The following is a 21,965-nucleotide window of genomic DNA, read 5'->3' as shown; positions in this document are numbered from 1 at the left end:
TGGAGCTGGGACAACTGCTTTAACGCAATGGCCCTCGTGCGGCATAATCCCAAGCTGGCCTGGGATCAATTCATGATCTTTTTTGACCGGCAGGATGAGAGCGGCCTGATTCCGGACTTCGTGAACGATAAATACGAGCTTTGGAATTGCAACAAACCGCCGATTCACGGCTGGACGCTGGCCTGGATGATGCGTCGGACCGATTTCATCAAGGAGACCCAACTGCGCGAGGTCTATGGCCCATTGTCCAAATGGACGGAGTGGTGGTTCACGCATCGGGACCAAGACGGCGACGGCATTCCCCAGTATAACCACGGCAACGATTCAGGCTGGGACAACAGCACGGCGTTCAATAACGGCATTCCCGTCGAGAGCCCCGACCTTGCCGCCTATCTGATTATTCAGATGGAGACGCTGGCCGAAATCGCGGGTTTGCTGGGCCTGACCGAGGAGTCGAGTCAGTGGAGACAGAGAGCGGACGATACGCTGGAGCGTTTGATTCGGCACTTCTGGAAGGATGGCCGGTTCACGGCCTGTCGTTCGGGAACGCATGAGGTGTCCGAGGGAGACAGCTTGCTGTTGTTCGTTCCGATCCTGCTGGGAAGACGCCTACCCGAGTTTATCCGTACGGCTCTACTGGAAGGGCTTCGGGATGAAAACCGATTCCTGACGAGCAACGGCTGGGCTACCGAGAGCGTAAGCAGCCCATATTACAAGCCGGACGGATATTGGCGCGGGCCGATCTGGGCCCCTTCCACGATGCTGCTGGTCGAAGGGGTGGCCGCAGCCGGCGATAATGAGCTGGCCACGGAGATTGCGGAGCGGTACTGCCGGATGGTCAGTCTCAGCGGCATGGCCGAGAATTTTGATGCCCTGACCGGAGCGGGGCTTCGCGATCGGGCGTTCACCTGGACCTCCAGCGTATTTTTGATTCTTGGACATGAATACACGTTATAACTGTCACGGACTAACACTTCTTCCCGGGCTTTTGGCCTTGCGGAGGAGGTGCTTTTTCCGTTTCCTCTTATTTTCCAGTTGCCGCCTAATTACAAGCCCTTTGTTCAGGTTTATAATGAAAGCGGTATCACGGAATCTCGTAAACAGTACAGCCGCATGGCGAACGATCGGATGCATATTCACGATACGATTCGATACGACAATGGGGAGAGTAGCCATGAATCTTCAGGGAATCAAAGACCGAGCCGGACGGATGTTCACCGGCACCTATCAGAGCATAAGAACCAAGCTGCTTACCTGTTTTTTAGTCGTCACCCTGATTCCGCTGTTCTCGCTTGGCGGACTTTCCTATGTTCAATCCGCTAAAGTGATTAACTCCCAGTTCGGCAAATACGGCGATAATGCCGTGGCGCAGCTGGAGCAGCAGATCAGTTCGGCTTTGGGGCGGATGAAGCAGACGGCGGAGACGATTTATTCCTACCTGCTGGACCCGAGCCATTCGGGAATCGGGAACGGGACGCCGTCCACCTATGGCGACATCATGGAGAAGAACGATTTCGAATCGTTGTTGAAGTCCCTGCGGACGCAGCTGACAGCCGGGATCTACATCATAACGAGCTCCGGTTATTACTATGGGGAGAACAACCTGGACGTGAACAAACTCGGCAATATCCCGGCGTGGAACGCCAGGCCGAAAGCCTATGCCGGCACCTATTGGCTGGGCTTCTATCCGCAGGATCATTCCATAAATAACAGCGATAGCGACAACGTGCCTGTCCTAGGATTGGCGGTGCCGATCCATCACCCGGACAAGGCTCAGGACGGCAGCGTCATCCTGATCGAGGAGAACGCCGAGGAGCTGCTGCGAAGTTATGCCAAGTTCGAGGCCGACACGCATGCCCATCTGCTTATTACATCGCCGGACGGCACGGTCGTATATGAGACGGACGCTCCGTATACGCCCCATGACAGCGATGTGGCCTGGACCCGGACGATTGACGCCAACCAATGGACCATGGAAGCCAGAATTCCCGCCAAGGCGTTCTATCAATCCTCGGACGTGATCCGGGCGAACACGATGGTTGTTGCCATCGTATCCTGCCTGCTCGCTTTTGGCATCGCTTATCTGTTCTCTTCCCGGTTCACTTCGCGGATCCGGACCTTGAAGGACTCGATGCAGAAGGTGAGCTTCGGCAAGCTGGATACCCGTACGCCCATCGAAGGCAGGGATGAGCTGGGCAGCCTCGATATGAGCTTTAACCGGATGGTAACGGGCGTGCAGACCCTGATTGGCGAGGTGGAGCAGAGCGAGCGGCTGAAAAAAGAGGCCGAGCTGCGCGCATTCCATTATCAGATCAACCCCCATCTGCTGTTCAACACCCTGAATTCCATCCAGTGGAAGGCCCGGCTGCAAGGCGCGGAGGACATTCGCCAGATGCTGTACCATCTGACGCTGGTGCTGGAGGGAAATCTGGATATTTCCCAGGAACTCGTTACCCTAAACAGGGAGCTGCGCATGATCGGCCACTTCTTGAAGATCCAGGAAATCCGGTACGGCGAAGTATTTCGTTATCGCCTGGATTGCGATGATTCGCTTCTGCCGTATTTGATTCCGCGGATGACGCTTCAGCCGTTGTTCGAGAATATATTTTTCCATGCCTTTACGGACGGGCAGGGAGAGATCCATGTCAAGGTCGAGGAGGATCATGACGAGCTTGTGCTCACGCTCCGCGATAACGGAGCCGGCATCAGGGAGGACAAACTGACGCGGTTGTTTTCGCCGGAGACGAAGCGGAAGGGCCGCGGCGGGCTTGGCGTGCGGAACGCCGACCAGAAATTCAAGCTGCATTTCGGTCCGCTCTACGGACTGAAGGTGCATTCGGTTAAGGGAGAAGGAACAACGATCATCATACGCTGGCCGAAAAGGGAGGAGTCTTTCGATGATGAATACAGAGAACATTAAAGTGATGATTGCCGACGACGAAAGCATAGTGCGCAAGGGACTCCGCTCCACGGTGCCCTGGGAACGGTTCGGGATGGAGGTGGTGGCGGACAGTCCCAACGGCCAGGCGGCCTGGGAGGCTTTTCTGGAGTATCGGCCGCAGGTTGTCATTACGGATATCGTCATGCCGGAGATGGATGGGATCGAGCTCTCCCGGAAGGTGAAGGAGGCTGCGCCGGAAACCCGGATCATTCTGCTCAGCTGCCATCGGGATTTCGAATATGCCCAGGAAGGGATGCGGCTTGGCGCGTCCGGATATCTGCTGAAAACCGCCTTCGAAGACGAAGAGCTCGAAGCGATGCTGGGTAAATTTCAACGCGATCTGTCTGATGCGCCGGCCAACGGGTACGGGTTGGAAGAACAGGTTTCCGCCCATTTGTTTGCTTGGCTTAACGGGCACAGCGACCGTTTCCCCGGAGAACTCCGGGAGCTTTGCAGCCGCGCTGGGCTGGGAGAGGGCAAGCCCATCTCGCTGTATCTGATCAAAACGGCGGGCTGCAGCGGCAGTTGGGAGCACCTGCTGAAGGAGCAGGGCTCCGAGGAGCCGGGATTGCGCACCAGCAAGCGGGTCCCATACGGCGCGGACAGCTGCTATTGGGCCGTACCTGAGGAATATAAGGAAGCGGCGGACGGGCTGCTGGTGGAGATCAAGAGCCGATGCGGGAAGCTTGCCTGGAATTGGCGGGGAGGTCTTCAGGACTCGGAGGATGTGCAGAAAGCCTTTCAATCCTTGCACAAGGAAGTCGAGCTGGAGCGGGTGTACGGTCTGAGCGGAGAGCAGTGGCCGGAGCCGATCCTGCAGGCGGTTCATCTGCTGCACGAACATCCCGCGGACGAGTGGTCGGCAGCGGAGCTGGCCCAGCAGGTGGGGCTGAGCCGCAGCCATTTTTCGATCCTGTTCAAGAAAACGGTCGGCGACAGCTTCATCGCGTTCCAATATAAGCGCAAGCTCCGCCTTGCTTACGGCCTGCTGCGCGAAACCTCCTTAACGATGCAGGAGATCGCCGAGAAGACGGGACTCGGAGACAGCAAATATTTCAGCAAATGGTTCAAGCGCTGCACGGGTCAGACGCCAAGCCAATACCGTGCCGAACAAAAAGGAGAATCATCGTAAACAAATGAACACCCGCGGGCTAAAGTTCGAACAAAAATACGATCATCTGCGAATCAGCGCACGTTTTGAACCGCTTTCATCCGAGTTATGATGAAAGCGGTTCAATTCATATCAACTCAATACTTTAGGGGAGCTGACAATATGAAAAAGAGAATGTCATGGATCGCGATGGTTTCGGTAATGACGTTAATGGCATCGCTGCTGGCCGCATGCGGCGGCAGCGGCGGGACCGGCAGCGCGAAGCAGCCGGACGGAAGCTCATCAGAGGCGGCAACGACGCTTCGTTTCGCGACATGGGATACGGGAGATGCGCTGAAGATCGAGCAGGAGATCGCCAAGAAGTTCGAAGAGTCGCATCCCGGCACGAAGGTGCAGGTCGAGGCCTATGCCGACGGATTCGATCAGAAGCTGGCCGCCGGATTCGGCGCAGCCAATCCGCCGGACGTGATGTACATGTGGGATTTTCCGACGTATCACCAATCCTTGGAGCCGCTGGACGGTTACGCGTCCAAGGACGAGGATTTGAACATCGATGATTTTTACCAAGGATTGTTCAACTACGGCAAGATCGACAATCAGCTGTACGGAATCCCGGCGGGCTTTACGACCCGGGTCGTGTACTACAACAAGAAGATGTTCGACGATGCGGGCATTGCTTACCCGAGCGATGGATGGACATGGGCGGAGTTCCAGGAAATCGCCGAGAAGCTGACGGATAAATCCAAGAAGCAGTACGGCTTCGGTGTACGGGCCGAGAACGATACGTATGACCTTCAAGGGTTCGTATGGAGCAACGGCGGATCCTTCATCTCGGAGGACGGCACAACGATCGAAGGCTACATGAACAGTAAGGAAACGGCGGAAGCCATTCAGATGTTTGGCGATATGCTCAAGAACGGCTCGGCGGTCCTGACCGGAGGCAAAGGGCAGCAGAGCGGGGAGGATATTTTCAAAGCGGGCAAGATTGCCATGTGGGAGAGCGGCATCTGGCCGCTGGAATCCTTCAGGGAAGCCGGAATCGATGTGGGTACGGTGGAAATGCCGGCCTTCGAGGGCAAGCCAGTGAAGGGCGTATTGGCCGAATCCGCATTATCCATAGCGAAGGATTCCAAGAACAAGGATCTGGCGTGGGAGTTCATTAAATTCTACGTATCGGATGAAGCGATCAAAATGCGCGTGGCCGACTTGCCGGTCCGGGTCAGCGTGGTCAACGAGCTGAAGAAGGACCAGGATCCGCTCTACAAGCCGTATTACACGATGCTGGAGCGTTCGGACAATACGCCGGCTTTTCTGCTGAACCCAAAATGGAACGAAGTGAACCGCCAGCTGTCGGCAGCCGTGGAATCCGTCATGTTCGGCAGCGATGCGCAGGAGGTTCTGAACCAGGCGGTGAAGGATAGCGAACGCTATTTGAAATAATCGAAGAAAGAAGGTTCGCGAAAATGGCCCAAACGCAAGTGCCTTACTCACAACAGCAGACAGCGGCCCCGAAGCGACTTGGACCAAAACGTTGGGGTGGGGCCGTGCCCTACCTCTTCATTTTTCCATGGATATTCGGATTCCTGATTTTCACGCTCGGCCCGCTGCTGTTTTCCCTCGTCATTTCGTTTTTTGATTGGCCGATCGTAGGCCAAGTGACCTTTGTCGGCATCGACAACTATGTGGAGATGTTCTCGAACGATCCGCTGTTCTGGAAATCGCTGCTGGTTACGCTGAAATTCGCGGCTTTGTTCGTGCCGCTGAACATCGTCGTGGCTCTGGGACTCGCTATGCTGTTGAATCAGAAGGTAAAGGGGAGCGCATTCTTCCGCACCGCCTTCTACCTGCCGTCGGTCATTTCCGGCGTCGTCCTCGCCATGATCTGGTCCTGGGTGTACAGCGGGGATTACGGAATCCTGAATTATTTCTTATCGCTGGTCGGCATCGAAGGGCCGGACTGGCTGAACGATACGAAGTGGTCCCTGGTCGCCATGGTCATTGCAAGCCTATGGGGACAGGGCTCGATGATGCTTATTTTTCTGGCGGGTCTCAAGGGAATTCCGAAGGACCTGTATGAGTCGGCCTCGATGGACGGGGCGGGCAAGATTCGGCAGTTCTTCAATGTGACCATTCCGATGATCACGCCGACGCTGCTGTTCAATCTGATTACGTCCATCATTGCCGCGTTCCAGCAGCTGACGCTGGCGCTTCTGCTCACGGGCGGGGGCCCGCTGAAGTCGACGTTTTTCTATGCGATGTACATGTACGAGAATGCGTTCAAATATTTCAAGATGGGGTATTCCGCAGCCAACGCCTGGTTCATGTTCCTGATCGTGCTGACGCTGACGTTCCTTGTGTTCAAGTCTTCGGAGGCCTGGGTGTTCTATGAGGGCGAGATGAAGACGAAGAAGGAGAAGGCGAAGCCGAAGCCGAAGCCGAAGCCGAAGCCGAAGCGTGCCAAGCAAGGGGTTCAAGCCAGCAGGGAGGGAGGTTCCATATGAAAAGGGTGATCACGTACGCACTGCTTATTCTGTGCTCGCTGCTGTTCATTGCTCCGCTCTTCTGGGCCGTCACGACGGCGCTGAAGTCGCAGCAGGAGCTGTATCTGTTTCCTCCGAAATGGTTTCCTTCCGTGTGGAGGTTCAGCAATTTCGCGGAGGCCTGGAGCATTCAGCCGTTTAACCTGTTTTTGAAAAATACGCTGATCGTGACGCTGCTGTCGACGCTCGGGCAGCTCGTCTCGTGCACGCTGGTGGCTTACGGGTTTGCCCGGTTTCAATTCAAGGGGCGGGACGCGCTGTTCCTGATCGTGCTTGCCACCATGATGATTCCCTGGGAAGTGACCATGATTCCGCAATATATGGAGTTCAACTACCTGGGCTGGATCAATACGCTGAAACCGCTAATCGTTCCGTCCTGGTTCGGCTCCGCTTATTTCATTTTCCTGCTGCGCCAGTTCATCATGACCTTGCCGAAGGAGCTGGATGAAGCGGCAACGATTGACGGGGCGGGTAAAATGACGGTTCTGCTGCGGATTATCGTGCCGCTGATGGGTCCGTCGCTCATCCTGGTGGCCGTGTTCCATATGATGAGCTGCTGGAACGATTACCTGGGCCCGCTCATCTTCCTGAACGACCAGACGAAATATACGCTGACGCTGGGGTTATCCCAATTCAAGGGCATGCACGGCGTCGACATGCAATCCATTATGGCCATCACCTGCCTGATCTCGATTCCGCCGCTGGCCGTCTTTTTCTTCGCGCAGCGTTATATCGTTGGCGGCATTGCCACAACGGGAATCAAGGGGTAAACGGTGCCGGCGATAAGAGGCATCCACAATGGATATGGAGCTTGAAACAGCATCAGAACATAGAAGTGCGTGTTCAAAACGTCATGGAAAGACGGCTTGTTGAACGACCTCTAGAAGCTTAGACCGCTTGGGAAAGGATGGAGAGACATGATGAAAGACCATCGTATTGGCCGCGACTGGGATGACCTGAGCGTGCTGGAACGAAATCGGGCAAAGAGCCGGGCCTATTTCATTCCGTTCGCGGATGCGGACGGAGCGCTCAGTTATGACAGAGGCAGCTCGGCCTGGTACCAATCGCTGAACGGGGTGTGGAAATTCCACTATGCCGAGGAGCCGGAGAGCGCTCCGGAAGCATTTTATGAGGAGGATTACGATGTATCGGCATGGGATGACCTCCCGGTTCCGGGGCACTGGCAGCTGCAGGGCTACGGGCATCCGCATTACACGGACCTGTACTATCCGTTCCCCGTGGACCCGCCGCATGTGCCAAATGCGAATCCGACCGGCAGCTATGTCCGCGAGTTCGAGCTTCCGCAGCATTGGGACGGCAGAAAGATCGGCGTCAAATTCGACGGGGTGGACAGCGCGTTCCATGTGTGGCTGAACGGGTCGTTTATCGGCTACAGCCAGGGAAGCCGGCTGACTTCGGAGTTCGATCTGACGCCTTATTTGAAGCCCGGCGTTAACAAGATGTCCGTCCGGGTATACCAATGGTCCGATGGAAGCTATCTGGAAGACCAGGATATGTGGTGGATGAGCGGCATTTTCCGGGACGTGTACCTGATCGCCGAGCCATCGGCGCTTCGTATCAACGACTTCCGCGTAACGACCGAGCTGGATGCGGAGTATCGGAACGCGAAGCTGCAGGTCCAATTGGAGCTGGAAGGTACGGAGCGCGGCTCCGTCCAGTTGCGGCTGTTGAATGGCGCTGGAGCGGAGATGGGGTCAACCGGCAAAGACGTCGGGCACTCTTCCGTGGAGGATTTTGAGATCGAGGTGGCGGACCCGGATTTATGGAGTGCCGAGTCACCGGCACTGTACCACCTGGTGATCACCCTGCGGGATAATCAGGGGGAGACGCTGGAGACGGTGGCGCAGCGCGTCGGCTTCCGCTCCATCGAAGTAAAGGACGGACGGCTTCTCGTTAATGGCAGGGCAATCCTGCTGAAAGGCGTCAACCGCCATGACCATCATCCGGATACGGGCCGAACCGTCACCCTGTCCACGATGCTGGAGGACATCCGGTTGATGAAGAAGCACAACATCAATGCCGTACGGACGGCGCATTATCCGAATGACCCCCGATTCTACGAGCTGTGCGACGTGTACGGGCTGTACGTCATGGAAGAGACGGATTTGGAGACCCACGGCTTCGAGCCGCTCGGCAACATTTCCCGCCTGAGCGATGATCCGGATTGGAAGGAAGCGTACGTGGACCGTGTCCGCCGGATGGTGGAGCGGGATAAGAACCATCCGTCCGTGCTGTTCTGGTCCCTCGGCAACGAATCCGGCTTCGGCTGCAATTTCCGCGCGATGGCGGAGTGGTGCCGGGAGCATGATCCGACGAGGCTGATCCATTACGAGGAGGACCGCGAAGCCGAGGTGTGCGACGTGGTGAGCACCATGTATTCCTCCGTCGAGAAGATGGAGGGCTTCGGCAAAATGACCGATCATCCCAAGCCGCATATCCTGTGCGAATTCGCGCACGCGATGGGCAACGGGCCCGGCGGACTGCGTCCTTACTTCGATGCCTTTGAAGCGCATCCCCGCCTGGCGGGCGGTTTTGTCTGGGAATGGATCGATCACGGGCTGAGCAGAAGGACGCCGGACGGCAGCATGGATTATGCGTACGGCGGCGATTATGGCGATGTGCCGAACAACAGCAATTTTGTCATCGATGGTTTGGTCCGTCCGGACCGGACGCCTTCACCCGGACTTCTGGAATACAAAAAGGTCATTGAACCTGTCCGCATGTCGATGCGAAGACACGGTGTGCTTCATATCATGAACCGCTATGATTTCATTTCGCTGGATCATTTGCAGGCCCATTACCGGGTACTGTCCGATGGACAGCTTGTCCGCAGCGGAGCGCTGGACCTTCCCCGCATCGAAGCAGGCACAAGCTCGGAGCTAAATCTCCTGAAGGTCTTGGAGCAAGCGACAATAGGCGTGAATCCTTATGCCGAGCTGTGGCTGGAGGTATCCCTCTCGCTGGCCGCGGACTGCCGCTGGGCGGAACGGGGACATGAAGTGGCATGGTCCCAGTTTCTGCTGTGCGAAGCGTCGAAGCCTGAATTCGAACCGACCGCTGCTTTGCGGCGGGGACCTCTGCAGATTAGCGAAGAAAAGCATGGTCTTCACGTTGGGAATGGAAGCTTTCAGCTGTCCCTCAGCGCCCTTCATTCCGGCTTCGAAACCTTGTCCATGGATGGCAAAAGAATCGCGTTTGGCGGACCGGCGCTGAATTTCTGGCGTCCGCCGATCGATAACGACATGTACGTGCTTCCGGATTGGCGCAAGGCCCATTTGGACCGGCTCTCCGAGCGGGTCGATCATTTCGAATGGAAGCGATTGGACCAGGAATGCGTTGAGGTAAAGCGGATTTCCCGCATCGCTCCGCCGGTATACGACTGGGGCTTCCGCTGCGAAACGACCTATACGATCACTTCCAGCGGCCTGATCATCATGGACGCGAAGGGTGAGCCGATCGGCACGCCGCCCGCCATGCTGCCAAAAATCGGATTGCAAATGCAAGTCGCCGGCGACATGGAACATGTCCGCTGGTACGGCAGAGGGCCTGGGGAAAGCTACCCGGACAGCCTGGAAGCGGGGCGGTTCGGGGAATACCGCAGCACCGTGGACGGATTGTTTACGCCCTATATCTATCCGCAGGAAAACGGGAACCGCTCGGATGTCCGCTGGGTCTCGCTGGCGGATGGTGCGGGGCTGGGGCTTCTTGCCGTAGGCGAGCCCACCCTTAATTTCAGTGCGAGCCGCTACACCGATCAGGACGTGGAGTCTGCCGCGCATGCCAGCGATCTGGTTTCGCAGCGTTTCATTACGCTGAACCTGGATTACCGGCAGAACGGGCTTGGCAGCAACAGCTGCGGTCCGGCGCAGGCTCCCGAGCACTCGATCAAGCCGGAGCCGTTCTCGTTCCGCATGCTGCTGAAGTCTTACGCTGCCGAGGATACGGATCCGGTACGGCTGAGCCGGCGGATGCGCGCGGAAGCGGGATTATACGAGTAACCCGGTGATTTTCATCTCATATCGTTACCGGATTTTCTGGAGAAGGGGAATAACATGTCCTTTTACATCAAAGACCTGCTGCAGCTGTCTACGGGGGTGCGCCGGTTCCTGATAAGCGAGGCCTTCTACGGCATCGGGATCGGCCTTTATACACTCGTCCTGAATCTGCATCTGCTCTTCCGGGGGCTGAGGGAAGACGAGATCGGCGCCTTGGTGTCGATGGGCATTCTGATTATGGGCGTGCTCGCCATTCCGGTATCCCTGCTCGCCAACCGGACAGGAAGAAAAAAACTGCTGGTTACCGGCGTATTCTTTATCGCCGCAGGCAATGTGCTGTTTGCCGTCAGCGATGATTTGCTGTGGTTCTATGCCGCTCAAGTCATGGTGTCTGCCGGGTTGACGCTGGTGGAGACAACGGAGATCCAGCTTCTCTTCCATTATTGCCGTTCCCGTAAAGAGGAAGCCCGTGCATTTTCCCTGCTGTTTGCCGTCTTTACGGCTTTTACGGGACTCGGAACGCTCGCGGCCGGATATATCTCGAAGGGGCTCGAAGGAAGCAGGGGTTATGAAGTGTCGCTTCTGCTGACCGGGCTGGTGCTTGTGCTTCACGGCATCATCCGGGCATTCTGGCTGCCTGCCGAGCGTAGAGTCGTGGATGAGGAAGCGGCGACGGCTTCATCCTCTAAGGGTATATCCAGGTTAACGGGGCCGCTATCGTCAGGGACCTTGTGGCTGTTCGCCGTGTTTACGGCGCTGCTCGGCGGCTGCATCGCGATGACCGGCTCCTTCCTGAACGTCATCGTGAAGTTCCGCCTGGATTGGATGGACGACCAGGTATCCCTCATTCTGGCCATCGGCGCGATCCTGCTGTTTGTATGCTCATTGATGACGCCCTACGTCATGGAGCGGTTCGGTTATAACACGGCCATTATCTCGGTATTTATCGTAAATATGTTGCTGTTTTCCGCGCTATACATGATACTCCCCGTTTGGCTGTTCGTCGGGCTGTTTCTGCTGCGGGGCGGCGGCGTGACCATGCTGTCCAATCTGCTGGACAGTCTGCTGATGTCGGCCTTTAATGAAAAGGAGCGAAATTTGTACGCCGGCATGCGGTCGGTTTTCCGGAGCTTAGGCTCGTCCGGGGCAACCTTTGTCGCCGGACTGATCCTGGCCCGGCAGGATTATCGGCTCCCCTTCCTGGCCACGGCCGGAGTGCTGCTTCTATGCGGCTTGTATTACGTATGGTGGATTCGCCCGGTTTTATCCAAGAGATTAAACAGCAGCATCGAGCCATGAATGTGGAGGGCAGTCTAAAAAGGGGATTCCTTTTTAGACTGCCCTTTCGACGCTTGCTGCCCGTTCTCCAGGGATTCATCCGAAATCTTCTGCATCGCCGATCAAAGGTTGCTGCCGCGTTTGAGTCATGAAAGTCTCCAAACATATTGACATCAAAAAATTGGTACATGTTTAAATAGAAGAAGTGTTAGCACTCTGTTGTAAAGAGTGCTAAAAGAAACCTCGTTCAGATTGGAAAGGAGATTTTTTCATGGCGAAAAAAACAGTTTAAAGCTGAATCCAAACGGCTGCTCGAGATGATGATCAACTCCATCTATACGCAGCGCGAGATATTCCTGCGCGAGCTGATTTCGAATGCCAGCGACGCAATCGACAAGATTTATTATAAAGCGCTGACCGACGACAGCCTGACCTTTAATAAAGAGGATTACTACGTTAAGATTACCGCGGATAAAGCCAGCCGCACGCTGACCATTGCCGATACGGGGATCGGGATGACCAAGGAAGACCTTGAGAATAACCTCGGCGTCATCGCGAAGAGCGGTTCCCTTGCATTCAAGAGCGAGAATGAAGCGAAGGACGGACACAATATCATCGGTCAATTCGGCGTGGGCTTCTACTCCGCCTTCATGGTGGCCGACGTCGTGACCGTGACGAGCCGTGCCCTGGGCAGCGACGAGGCATATAAATGGGAATCCGAAGGCGCGGACGGGTATACCATTACGCCTGCCGAGAAGGATTCCGTCGGAACCGAGATCGTGCTGAAGATCAAGGAGAACACGGAAGACGATCAGTATGACGAGTATTTGGAAGAATACCGCCTAAGAGCGATCATTAAGAAGTACTCCGATTTTATCCGTTATCCGATCAAAATGGACGTGAAAACGCAGCGTCCGAAGGCAGACGCCGAGAACGAGTTCGAGGAAGTTCAGGAAGAGCAGACCATCAACAGCATGGTGCCGATCTGGCGCAAGAACAAAGGCGAGCTGACGGACGAAGATTACGTCAACTTCTATAACGAGAAGCGTTACGGCTTCGATAAACCGCTCAAACATATTCACGTCAAAGCGGATGGTGCCGTGGTATATAACGCGATTCTGTTCATTCCCGAGAATACGCCGTTCGATTATTACACCAAGGAATACGAAAAAGGGCTTGAGCTCTATTCCAACGGCGTTCTGATCATGGATAAATGCGGAGACCTCCTGCCGGACTATTTCAGCTTCGTGAAAGGGATGGTCGATTCGGAGGATCTGTCTCTGAACATTTCCCGCGAGATGCTGCAGCATGACCGCCAGCTGACGCTGATCGCGAAGAACATCAAGAACAAAGTGAAAAGCGCGCTGCAGGGCATGATGAAGGACGAGCGGGAGAATTACGAGAAATTCTTCGCATCCTTCGGCCGAGGCCTGAAATTCGGCGTTTACAACGATTACGGCATGAACAAGGAAGATCTTCAGGATCTGTTGCTGTTCACGTCCTCCAAGGAGAAGAAGCTGGTCTCCCTGGATGAGTACGTGTCAAGAATGCCGGAGGATCAGAAGTATATCTATTATGCTTCCGGCGACTCCATCGACCGGATCGAGAAGCTCCCGCAGACCGAAATGGTGCTGGACAATGGCTATGAAATCCTGTACTTTACCGACGATGTCGACGAGTTTGCGATCAAGATGCTCATGAAATACAAGGAGAAGGAATTCAAATCGGTATCCAGCGGGGATCTCGGTATCGATTCCGAGGCCGACAAACAGGAGAATGAAGCCGAAGAGAGCGACAACAAGGAGCTCTTTGAAGCCATGGGCAGCCTCTTGGCCGGCAAGGTGAAGTCCGTCAAAGCCTCCAAACGACTGAAATCCCATCCGGTGTGCCTGTCCACGGAGGGCGAAGTCTCGATCGAGATGGAGAAAATCCTGAAGGCAATGCCGAACGGGCAGGATATCCAAGCCGACAAGGTGCTGGAGATCAACACGAACCATGAGGTGTTCCAATCCCTGAAGGCGCTGCAAGCGGATCAGGATAAGCTGAAGCTCTACACGAATCTGCTGTACAATCAGGCGCTGCTGATCGAGGGCTTGCCGATTGCCGATCCGGTGGAATTCACCAACGATATTTGCAAAATCATGGTGTAACTGGCGCGGCTGGATCATAAGATAATAACCAACAAACCCGAAACTTTGGCGTAAGACGCCAGGGCATCGGGTTTGTTTTTTTGCTGCATATCGCCTGAATGCGCTGCTGCTTCCTACGCCACATCCGCGGCAAGATCCGATAACAATCCGTTCTCGGGCGCCAGGTCCAAGAGGTCGTATACCGATATGGGGAACATCGGAAAGCCGACATAGTATGGCGTGATGGCATACAGCGGATAGAAGATGACCAGCGACTTATCGGCCAGATAGAAGTCTTGATTCGGCGAAACGGTAACCGGAACGTTCTCCAGCACGGGAATGCCGCGTTCCTTGATCTGACGGTTCACTTCGGCGGCCAAGACAGCTTGATAGCCGGAGCCCGGGCGGAACAGATCGGATAAGGCATAGGATTGTCCGGTGGCCGTGGAGAAGGTCAGTCCTTTGGTCACCGTATACCCGTGCGCCATATGCTCGGAGTAGGTGTAGTTGGTCAGCACGAGGCTAAGAATGCCGCGCTCGTTCGTTTTAATCTCAAAGGTGCCCGTCGTTTGCGGGTTGGTGCCGGTCTGAACCTGCTGCTGTTCACGCTGCATATCTTGGATTTGAAGAATAATGGCCCGGTTGATGGCTTCTTCTGCTCCAGGATTCATGAGGCCGTATACCTGCGGATAATGAATCACGAGCCCGCGTGCCGTATGCGTGAGAGTATGAATGTTCACCGGCGGTACATATTGCGCCATGCGTACCATCGCTCCAATCTAACATCAGATACGTTAGCCTATTCGGAAGCGGGCTCGGAGGTTACGAAGCCGGAGGGGCGGAAGTTCAGACTTCCGAGGCTGGCGGGCTTAGAGGGTCGGCAGCTCTGTCACCCCGGCAAAACGGCTTCGGTCAGGCAGGAGTGCTCCACTGCGACGGAACGCTCCAATGCAACAGCGGCGGTCCAAGTCCGCGGGCGTGTTTGCTTGATATCGGACAGCTTTCATTCCTTCTCTGCAACGCCAGCCGTAAGCAGTCTTCTTACAAAGACCGCGAATATGACCAAGGATACGACAACAGACACGGCCGTAACCGTAAACAGATAGGCATAGCCGATACGCTCGGAGATCAGGCCCAACACGATGGCGCCAAGTCCGATGCCGAGATCGAATGCCGTCATGAACGAGGCATTGGCTGCGCCTCTCCGGTTCTCGGGCGCAATGCGCAGGGTGGCTGCTTGAAGGGCGGGCTGGGCCGAACCGAAACCGATGCCGTACAGAATGGCGGCGGTAATCAATCCGGGCAATCCGCTCGATTGGCTTAAGACGATCAGGGCACCGGCCGTGACAACAAGGGACGGAATGATGACGGCCGCTTCGCCGAAACGGTCCGACAGCTTCCCGGCAAAGGGCCTGATCAAGGTAAGAGCGACGGCGTACACCAGGAAAAAGGTTCCCGGATTGACCCGGATGGACTCGGCAAACAGCGGGAGAAAGGTCGTAATTCCCCCATAGGCGACGGCCAGGAAAAAGATGGCGGCCGTGACAGGCAGAACGGATTTCTCGACCAGCTGAATTCGCCCAGCCGAAGGTTTGGCTTGATAAGGCGCTCTGGTCATGTAGGCCAGTATGAAGGCAATCAGGGAGAGCCCGGTAGCGACTAGAAACAACGTCCGAAATGAATACCCGCTCACGATATAAGTACCCAGCATCGGGCCGATGGCCATTGCCACCGTCATCGCCATACCGTACCAGCCCATGCCTTCCCCGCGGCGGGAGATCGGGATTAAATCCGTGATGACCGTCCCGATGGAGGTTGTCGAGAAAGCCCAGCTCGCGCCGTGCAGGATCCGCAGCGCAAGCAGAAGCAGAATGCTGCCGACCCAATCGTAGAGGTACATCGAAAGAACAAAGAAGATAAGACCCCAAACGTAAAAAGCTCTTCTGCCGTACCGGTCCACCAATCCCCCGACCATCGGGCGAAAGACCACCGCCGTCAGCGTAAATGCGCCGGCCGCCAAGCCCACCTGGGTCTCGGAGCCGCCCAGGTGCTTGATATACAGCGGAAGCGTGGGCAGCAGCAGATAGAAGCCCGTAAACAGAAACAGCATTCCGACCGTCATCTGAATAAACGGCTTCGTCCATAAACGTTCCATCCAGTAATCCCCTCCTTGATATGTAAATGCATAAACGCTTGAACGCTAGTCTTCTTCGGACTTAACAGCCGCTATTTCTTTCTTGATCCACTCGATATTCGTCTCTCCCATTTGCTTTCGGTGATCCAGCACCCTTAGCAATTGAAGCCGCTGTTTCTCAGGTTCGGGTTTATAGAACGCGATCTCTGCTTCAAAGTCCGTCACATGCTTCAGGTTGGTCTCCAGATAAATCAAATACTGCTGCAGGCAGTCGAGTCGAACCCTTTTCGGAACATACCGGAAATAGACCATTTTGAAGTGGAACGTCTGCTCCGTATCCATGTTGTATTCCAGTGGTTTCTCCATGAGCTCGAGAAACTTCCGACGGCCGGAATCGGTAATCCCGTAGATTTTTCGGGGCCGTTTGCCTCCGCCGGACCCGTCCAGACTGAGATGGATCCACTCGTGATCCACCATCCGGGACAGCAGGGGATACAACGTTCCTGAACTGATCTGGCGGTAAGGCCCGCCTGTATTTTTTAGGATCTCTTGAAGCATGTAACCGTGTTTGTCTCCGGTCATTAATTCGCCCAGAACAAAGATTTCATACATAAAGCCCACCCCCAACAATATGTCGATACGATATAAATATATATCGTATCGACATAAATAGGCAATAGGTGGAAGTGAATTTCTGCGATTCATTTTCAAGCTGCGCTCAACCTGCTCGGCCCATATTCATTTAGATATGCGACAGGTAAAGATAAGCAGGAGAGCGGTGAAGCCGATCCCAAGAGGAACGGCTTGTGGAATACGAAGAGGGAGGGGAAGCCGGACGTTGCATGAGGTGTTTGGCAGACACGAATCGTGATGCGCCACAGGGAGTAACTGCATGTAAATGCATGCGATCGTTATTTCGAGAAATGCGAGGTATCTCGCCCGGGTTTGCTGTTTTCGTTACAGTCCGCCTGCGTTTTTCCCTGAGCCCTCATCAGACTGTCCGTTGACCTTGTTGACATATTCCTGATGCTGAAATCCCCAGGTGCACATGTCGGAGAGTACGCTGTCCAAGCTCTTCCCGTGCTCCGAGACGGAATACTCCACCTTGGGCGGGATCTCCTGATATACCTTGCGTACGACCAGCCCATCCTGCTCCAGTTCACGGAGCTGATTTGTGAGCATGCCTTGGGTCACGCCCGGAAGCAGACGCCGAAGCTCCCCGAACCGTTTGGTTCCGTCCTGCAGCAGAATGAACAGAATCAGCGGTTTCCACTTGCCTCCGATTAATTGCAGCGTTGTCAGGATACCGTCGGTGTTAGGCCGTTCATGATCGGTTATTCTCATATTCTCATCTCCCGCTAGGAAGTGTGTGATCGATTTTGTTTCTTGGATGATAGTAATGTAGCACAGGATTCGATTTAAACCCAGTACTATTCTTATTCGTACTTAGTACGTTTTATCGTACTATGCACGGGATGATTAGGTACGCTAGAGCGGACTAAGTACAGAAAAAGAGCGTACTTTTCAACGAAACCGATCCGAAACATAATGGGGGTGTCAAACAAACCAAATGAGACAGGAGAGACCTGAGTATGAAAACTATGGTGATTGTGGCTCATCCGAATTTAGACAACTCGCGTGCGAATCGAATGCTGATGGAGCACGACGGGCTGTATGCGAATGGAAATGTAGATGTCCGGGATCTTTACAAGGAGTACCCGGATTGGACTATCGATATCGAGCGCGAGCAGCAGCTTCTTCTTCAATACGAGCGGGTGGTGTTCCAATTCCCGTTTTACTGGTACAGCTGCCCGCCCCTGCTGAAGAAATGGATGGATGACGTGCTCACCTTCGGTTGGGCGTTCGGACCGGAGGGCAACAAGCTGAAGGGCAAAGAATTCATGCTGGCCACGACGGCGGCAGGATTGGAACAAGGGTATCAGGCAGGCGGGGACAATTGGTACACCGCGAGTGAGCTGCTGCGGCCTATTCAAGCCACGTTGAACCGGTGCAAGGTCCATTATCTGCCTGCCTTCGTGACCTATAACGTAGAACGGGTAAGCGATGAAACACTTCGGGCGGAGGCCGACAGGTATGTACAGCAGGTTCTTGCACCTGCCGTTGTGGAAAGTCGATATTAAGGCATGCTTGGTCATAAACCATAGCATATTGGCTCTTGCCATTTAAAACCATAAAGGGCATGATGGAGTCATTCGTGAGTACGTGAGCTTGGCTAGAAGCTGTACCCTATGCCCTTTTACGGGAGTCCGCTGCTTTTGGCTCGAGGAGCTTCACCAGCATGCACGTACCAAATTCGGAGGAGGTTCCTTCATGACGATTGACGAAGCCATTCACTTGGAGCCCTATGACAAGCAGTGGGCGGATCGGTTTAACGACGAACATCGGCTCTTGATCGGGGAGATCGGTCCTTATACGGCTGCGATCGAACATTTCGGAAGCACGTCCGTACCGGGGATGACGGCAAAACCCATCGTCGATATGCTGGTGGGCGTGGAGAACGCTCGGCATACGGATGAAATCCTCCCCAAACTGGCCGCTGCGGGCTACGAGAACTTGGGCGAATCCGGGATCACCGGCCGCATTTACCTCCGCAAAAGAGGGAGGTTCGCCTATAACGTTCATATCGTGCCGTACCGTGGCGACATCTGGAACCATAACATCATCATCCGGGATTACCTCCGGGCCCATGCCGTGGAAGCCGAGCGTTACAGCGAGATCAAGCGGCGGATCGTTTCGCAAGGAGCCCGGACACTGCTCCGATACTCCGATGAGAAGAATGCGTTCGTTGAGCAGCTTCTCGCCAGAGCGAAGGAGTGGAAGAACGGGAGAACAAGCTAATTAAACTCCTGCCCGCTTCATCCTCCATTCATGGCCTTGCACTGTTTTCGGTACGCCGAAGGTGTGAGGCCATGAAATTTTTTGAACGTCTTGCTGAAATGGACATAGTCCGAGAAACCGACGCGGTAGGCCGCTTCCTGAGCGGAAAGCTCAGACTCCGCAAGCAATTCCCTCGCTTTTTCCATACGGACCTGCACCAGGTATTTCACGAAGTTCATATTGGTTTCGCTTTTGAAGGTACGGCTTAAATACGTCACCGACATCCCCACCGAATCAGCCACCTCCTGCAAGGACAAATCCTCCATCGCATAGTTATCTTCAATGTATCGTTTGGCTTTTTGGATATTATGGCGGGATCCCAGATTTCTGGAGCCTTTAATCAATGCCAGCATTTCCTTGACCTTATCCTCTGTTTGGCGGCGGCAGGCAAGAGGATCATCCTGCGCCCACTGCTCCTCGCCGGTGTCCATGTTCAGCATCAACCCGCGTTCTTCAAGCGCAGACAGCAGTTCCGATACCAGCATATGGGCGTACCGTGACAGGCTGACCTCTTTCGGTCCCATCGTCTCAAAAAGGGTCATGATCTCATGGGTTTGTTCCAAGGCCTCCCGCTCCTCGGCAGACCACAGCAGCTCGGCTAGCCTGGCTTTATGGCTCTGGTGCGCAAGCGTCCATTTCGTCTGCCGGGAGAATCGCGCTTTCCGCTCATCCAGCTCCCTGCAGGCACGTTCCAGCGTTGCATGGAACTGGGCCGGGTCGATGGGCTTCAGCAGGAAATCCGATACACCATAACGCATGGCCTGACGCGCGAATTCGAAGTTGTCGTGGCCCGACAGGATAATGAAATGCATCTGTGCATGGGATTCCCGGACACGGCGGATAAATTCCAGCCCATCCATTTCAGGCATGCAAATATCGGTCACGATGATGTCCGGCCGGCTGTTCTCCAGCATTTCCAAGGCTTCGACCCCGTCTTCGGCTTCGCCGGCAACCTCGATCCGAAGACCCGACCTCTCGACAAGCTTTCGCAAACTCAAATGAATGGCGTATTCGTCATCAATCATCATGATCCGGTACATGAAGTCCCTCCTCGCTAGTCCTATATGGCAGTCTGATTTCAAATATCGTGCCTTCCGAGGGCACGGATTCCACAAGGTACAGTCCATACTCGTCCCCGAAGGTAAGCTGGAGCCTTTGATGGACGTTCAAGAGGCCGATGCCGCTGGTGGTTTCGTCCCCGTCGTTTCGCAGGATGCCGCCTTCCGGCTTCTTGCCGGAATTCAGAATTCGCCTGATCTGCCGCAGCGTTTGCGCCGTCATGCCCACCCCTTTGTCCCGGATCACGATCGCATAATAACCCGCTTCCGCGCGTGAGCTTATCCCGAGGTAGGAAGGCTTCTTGCCCCTGTACCCGTGGATGAACACATTCTCCACGATCGGCTGCAGCGTCAGCCTGACGGCGTTCACGCGATCCAGATCCCGTTCGTTCACGTCCATATCGATCCGGAGCTTGCGGAACCGGGCGCTTTGAAGATCCAGATAATACTGGACATGCGTCATTTCCTCCCGGAGCGGCACAACGGATCCGGCATGGCCGATATTGTAGCGGAACATATGGGCCAGCGCCCGCGTCATGCGACTGATTTCCATATGATCGTCCGCGATGGCATATGAATTAATAATCTCCAGCGAATTGTACAAAAAATGCGGGTTGATATGGGACTGCATGGAGCGGAGCTCGGATTCCTTCTGCTTGATCATGAGCTCCCGTTCCTTGAGCTGGGAATCCTGGACCTCCCGGATCAACCGCTTCAGCTCTCCCGTCATGCTGTAGAAGCTTTGAAACACGGCCGTCATTTCATTGTTGCGGAACCGGTTCATATGGGTGGGAAGAACGAAATCGCCCCGCTCGACGCGGGCCATCAACTTCTGCAGCATGGAGAGCGGCCTTGTCAAGGACAAGGAAAACCCGCCAACAAGCGCCAATGCGATGATCAAGAGCATCGACGCGGCCGCAAGCGAGTAGTTCCGCTGGGTGATTAAACCGCCGATGAGATTGCTCAGCGGCAGATCGGCGACAACCGTCCAGCCGGTGCTCTGCGAACGTTCATGGAGGACCATCTTCTCGGTGCCCGATACCGGGTCTTGATGCCGGAAGAAGGAGGAGTCCCGGTTTTGAATACGCGATAACAGCCCGGACTCGACTTCGGCCCCGATCTGTCTCGGATCCGGATGGTAGATCATATGCCCGTCGCCGCCCATTATCCAGACGTCAAAGCCGCCCAGCGAATCGTTGGAGCAGATGGCTCCGATCTGCTTCAGATTGAGGTCGACGATCAATAAGCCTTTATAGAGAAAGGATGAATTGTCATAGAGCTTCCGGGCGACGGTGAGGGCGGGCGTGTTTCCTACCCGGCTTAGGCCGATGATTTGAAAATCGTTGTATTGGTCCAGCTGCTCTTGAAAGGAGCGGTTGCGTTTGCGGATTTCGCTCATGTCGAGCAGTCCCGGCGCGCTTTCGTAATCGGTAATTTGCCGCTTGTTTTCGGCGACGAGCGAGATCCCGATGATATCCGATCTCCCGTAGATCATTTGGGCGAACAAGTCGTCCTCGACTTTTTTGGCAAGCTGAAAATAGGCATAGGGAGTGAGCTCCGTGGTCGAGAGAAATTGCTGGATCTGCGGGTTATGGATAAAGGGATAGGTGGAATTCTCCAGATTGGATATGTAAGAATCCAGCGAGACGTTGGTTTGCTCAATGATACGCTTGTTGGCGCCTGCGGCAAACTGTTCAATCGCTTCGGTAGACGACTGGTACCAGAAGCTGCCGAGCAGAAAGAAGGGGAGGCCAATGAATAGGATGATCAGCACGAACAATCGTTGGTTAATGGTCAGGTTACCGATGGAAACGCCTTGGATGTTCATCGCTCTTCCGCCTTCCTGGCTTTGAAGTAGGG

17 protein-coding genes are annotated in these 21,965 nt (G+C 54.9%); 11 read left to right on the top strand and 6 right to left on the bottom strand.

What is annotated here, in order from left to right; genetic code table 11:
* From HMPREF9412_RS26790 to htpG, 9 genes are all read left to right on the top strand, one after another.
* Positions 1-957, top strand: a 957-nt coding sequence (locus tag HMPREF9412_RS26790) for an amylo-alpha-1,6-glucosidase (RefSeq protein ID WP_009594980.1), incomplete at its 5' end; no start/stop codon positions are given.
* A gap of 217 nt (positions 958-1,174) precedes the next feature.
* A complete protein-coding gene (locus HMPREF9412_RS26785) occupies positions 1,175-2,920 on the top strand; it encodes a cache domain-containing sensor histidine kinase (RefSeq protein ID WP_009594957.1) in 1,746 nt (581 codons plus the stop codon).
* On the top strand, positions 2,898-4,073 hold the full coding sequence (locus HMPREF9412_RS26780) for a response regulator transcription factor (protein ID WP_009594948.1): 1,176 nt from the start codon (positions 2,898-2,900) through the stop codon (positions 4,071-4,073). Before HMPREF9412_RS26785 ends, HMPREF9412_RS26780 begins: the two co-directional genes overlap by 23 nt.
* A 141-nt stretch (positions 4,074-4,214) precedes the next feature.
* The gene (locus HMPREF9412_RS26775; protein ID WP_009594979.1) at positions 4,215-5,492 is read left to right on the top strand and encodes an ABC transporter substrate-binding protein; all 1,278 of its coding nucleotides are present in this window, start codon (positions 4,215-4,217) and stop codon (positions 5,490-5,492) included.
* A 23-nt stretch (positions 5,493-5,515) separates the two neighbouring features.
* Positions 5,516-6,553: a carbohydrate ABC transporter permease gene (locus HMPREF9412_RS26770; RefSeq protein WP_036673714.1), complete on the top strand. Its 1,038-nt coding sequence runs from the start codon at positions 5,516-5,518 to the stop codon at positions 6,551-6,553.
* The gene (locus HMPREF9412_RS26765; protein WP_009594950.1) at positions 6,550-7,362 is read left to right on the top strand and encodes a carbohydrate ABC transporter permease; all 813 of its coding nucleotides are present in this window, start codon (positions 6,550-6,552) and stop codon (positions 7,360-7,362) included. Before HMPREF9412_RS26770 ends, HMPREF9412_RS26765 begins: the two co-directional genes overlap by 4 nt.
* A 150-nt stretch (positions 7,363-7,512) precedes the next feature.
* A complete protein-coding gene (locus HMPREF9412_RS26760) occupies positions 7,513-10,611 on the top strand; it encodes a glycoside hydrolase family 2 TIM barrel-domain containing protein (RefSeq protein WP_036673720.1) in 3,099 nt (1,032 codons plus the stop codon).
* A gap of 54 nt (positions 10,612-10,665) precedes the next feature.
* Positions 10,666-11,907 (top strand): MFS transporter, encoded by a 1,242-nt coding sequence (locus tag HMPREF9412_RS26755; RefSeq protein ID WP_009594951.1) that lies wholly within the window; start codon positions 10,666-10,668, stop codon positions 11,905-11,907.
* A 242-nt stretch (positions 11,908-12,149) separates the two neighbouring features.
* Positions 12,150-14,036, top strand: coding sequence for a molecular chaperone HtpG (gene htpG / locus HMPREF9412_RS26750; protein ID WP_036673712.1), 1,887 nt, complete (start codon positions 12,150-12,152; stop codon positions 14,034-14,036).
* 113 nt (positions 14,037-14,149) lie between these two features.
* Here the strand turns inward: htpG and HMPREF9412_RS26745 are convergent, their stop codons facing one another.
* From HMPREF9412_RS26745 to HMPREF9412_RS26730, 4 genes are all read right to left on the bottom strand, one after another.
* Positions 14,150-14,776 (bottom strand): DUF3298 and DUF4163 domain-containing protein, encoded by a 627-nt coding sequence (locus HMPREF9412_RS26745; RefSeq protein ID WP_009594970.1) that lies wholly within the window; start codon positions 14,774-14,776, stop codon positions 14,150-14,152.
* A 242-nt stretch (positions 14,777-15,018) separates the two neighbouring features.
* The gene (locus tag HMPREF9412_RS26740) at positions 15,019-16,170 is read right to left on the bottom strand and encodes an MFS transporter (protein ID WP_009594949.1); all 1,152 of its coding nucleotides are present in this window, start codon (positions 16,168-16,170) and stop codon (positions 15,019-15,021) included.
* 45 nt (positions 16,171-16,215) lie between these two features.
* The gene (locus HMPREF9412_RS26735) at positions 16,216-16,761 is read right to left on the bottom strand and encodes a PadR family transcriptional regulator (protein ID WP_009594947.1); all 546 of its coding nucleotides are present in this window, start codon (positions 16,759-16,761) and stop codon (positions 16,216-16,218) included.
* A gap of 345 nt (positions 16,762-17,106) precedes the next feature.
* Positions 17,107-17,493: a winged helix-turn-helix transcriptional regulator gene (locus HMPREF9412_RS26730; RefSeq protein ID WP_009594960.1), complete on the bottom strand. Its 387-nt coding sequence runs from the start codon at positions 17,491-17,493 to the stop codon at positions 17,107-17,109.
* A gap of 248 nt (positions 17,494-17,741) precedes the next feature.
* On the opposite strand from HMPREF9412_RS26730, the gene HMPREF9412_RS26725 reads away from it, so the two are divergent.
* Together HMPREF9412_RS26725 and HMPREF9412_RS26720 are read left to right on the top strand one after the other, a co-directional pair.
* Positions 17,742-18,290 carry an NAD(P)H-dependent oxidoreductase gene (locus tag HMPREF9412_RS26725; protein WP_009594958.1) on the top strand — a complete coding sequence of 183 codons (549 nt, stop codon included), beginning with the start codon at positions 17,742-17,744 and terminating at the stop codon, positions 18,288-18,290.
* Positions 18,291-18,480: 190 nt separating this feature from the next.
* Positions 18,481-19,008 (top strand): GrpB family protein, encoded by a 528-nt coding sequence (locus tag HMPREF9412_RS26720; RefSeq protein WP_009594972.1) that lies wholly within the window; start codon positions 18,481-18,483, stop codon positions 19,006-19,008.
* Positions 19,009-19,025: 17 nt separating this feature from the next.
* On the opposite strand, the gene HMPREF9412_RS26715 is transcribed toward HMPREF9412_RS26720, so the two are convergent.
* Together HMPREF9412_RS26715 and HMPREF9412_RS26710 are read right to left on the bottom strand one after the other, a co-directional pair.
* Complete coding sequence (locus HMPREF9412_RS26715) at positions 19,026-20,087, bottom strand: response regulator transcription factor (protein WP_009594961.1); 1,062 nt, start codon at positions 20,085-20,087, stop codon at positions 19,026-19,028.
* Positions 20,065-21,933, bottom strand: coding sequence for a sensor histidine kinase (locus HMPREF9412_RS26710; RefSeq protein ID WP_009594974.1), 1,869 nt, complete (start codon positions 21,931-21,933; stop codon positions 20,065-20,067). The genes HMPREF9412_RS26715 and HMPREF9412_RS26710 overlap by 23 nt, the downstream gene beginning before the upstream one ends.
* Positions 21,934-21,965: the final 32 nt, after the last annotated feature.

Origin of the sequence: Paenibacillus sp. HGF5, from assembly GCF_000204455.1 — a bacterium.
Classification (GTDB): domain Bacteria; phylum Bacillota; class Bacilli; order Paenibacillales; family Paenibacillaceae; genus Paenibacillus_AQ; species Paenibacillus_AQ lautus_A.
Note: the sequence above shows the minus strand (reverse complement) of the source record. Positions and strands in the feature narration are given on the sequence as shown.

What these genes read in the sequence shown, in the direction of transcription:
- HMPREF9412_RS26780 (WP_009594948.1), top strand. Translation starts at nt 2,898, where the DNA reads ATGATGAATACAGAGAACATTAAAGTGATGATTGCCGACGACGAAAGC.
- HMPREF9412_RS26730 (WP_009594960.1), bottom strand. Translation starts at nt 17,493, where the DNA reads ATGAGAATAACCGATCATGAACGGCCTAACACCGACGGTATCCTGACA.
- HMPREF9412_RS26770 (WP_036673714.1), top strand. Translation starts at nt 5,516, where the DNA reads ATGGCCCAAACGCAAGTGCCTTACTCACAACAGCAGACAGCGGCCCCG.
- HMPREF9412_RS26710 (WP_009594974.1), bottom strand. Translation starts at nt 21,933, where the DNA reads ATGAACATCCAAGGCGTTTCCATCGGTAACCTGACCATTAACCAACGA.
- HMPREF9412_RS26760 (WP_036673720.1), top strand. Translation starts at nt 7,513, where the DNA reads ATGAAAGACCATCGTATTGGCCGCGACTGGGATGACCTGAGCGTGCTG.
- HMPREF9412_RS26720 (WP_009594972.1), top strand. Translation starts at nt 18,481, where the DNA reads ATGACGATTGACGAAGCCATTCACTTGGAGCCCTATGACAAGCAGTGG.
- HMPREF9412_RS26725 (WP_009594958.1), top strand. Translation starts at nt 17,742, where the DNA reads ATGAAAACTATGGTGATTGTGGCTCATCCGAATTTAGACAACTCGCGT.
- HMPREF9412_RS26735 (WP_009594947.1), bottom strand. Translation starts at nt 16,761, where the DNA reads ATGTATGAAATCTTTGTTCTGGGCGAATTAATGACCGGAGACAAACAC.
- HMPREF9412_RS26775 (WP_009594979.1), top strand. Translation starts at nt 4,215, where the DNA reads ATGAAAAAGAGAATGTCATGGATCGCGATGGTTTCGGTAATGACGTTA.
- HMPREF9412_RS26745 (WP_009594970.1), bottom strand. Translation starts at nt 14,776, where the DNA reads ATGGCGCAATATGTACCGCCGGTGAACATTCATACTCTCACGCATACG.
- HMPREF9412_RS26765 (WP_009594950.1), top strand. Translation starts at nt 6,550, where the DNA reads ATGAAAAGGGTGATCACGTACGCACTGCTTATTCTGTGCTCGCTGCTG.
- HMPREF9412_RS26740 (WP_009594949.1), bottom strand. Translation starts at nt 16,170, where the DNA reads ATGGAACGTTTATGGACGAAGCCGTTTATTCAGATGACGGTCGGAATG.
- HMPREF9412_RS26755 (WP_009594951.1), top strand. Translation starts at nt 10,666, where the DNA reads ATGTCCTTTTACATCAAAGACCTGCTGCAGCTGTCTACGGGGGTGCGC.
- HMPREF9412_RS26715 (WP_009594961.1), bottom strand. Translation starts at nt 20,087, where the DNA reads ATGTACCGGATCATGATGATTGATGACGAATACGCCATTCATTTGAGT.
- HMPREF9412_RS26785 (WP_009594957.1), top strand. Translation starts at nt 1,175, where the DNA reads ATGAATCTTCAGGGAATCAAAGACCGAGCCGGACGGATGTTCACCGGC.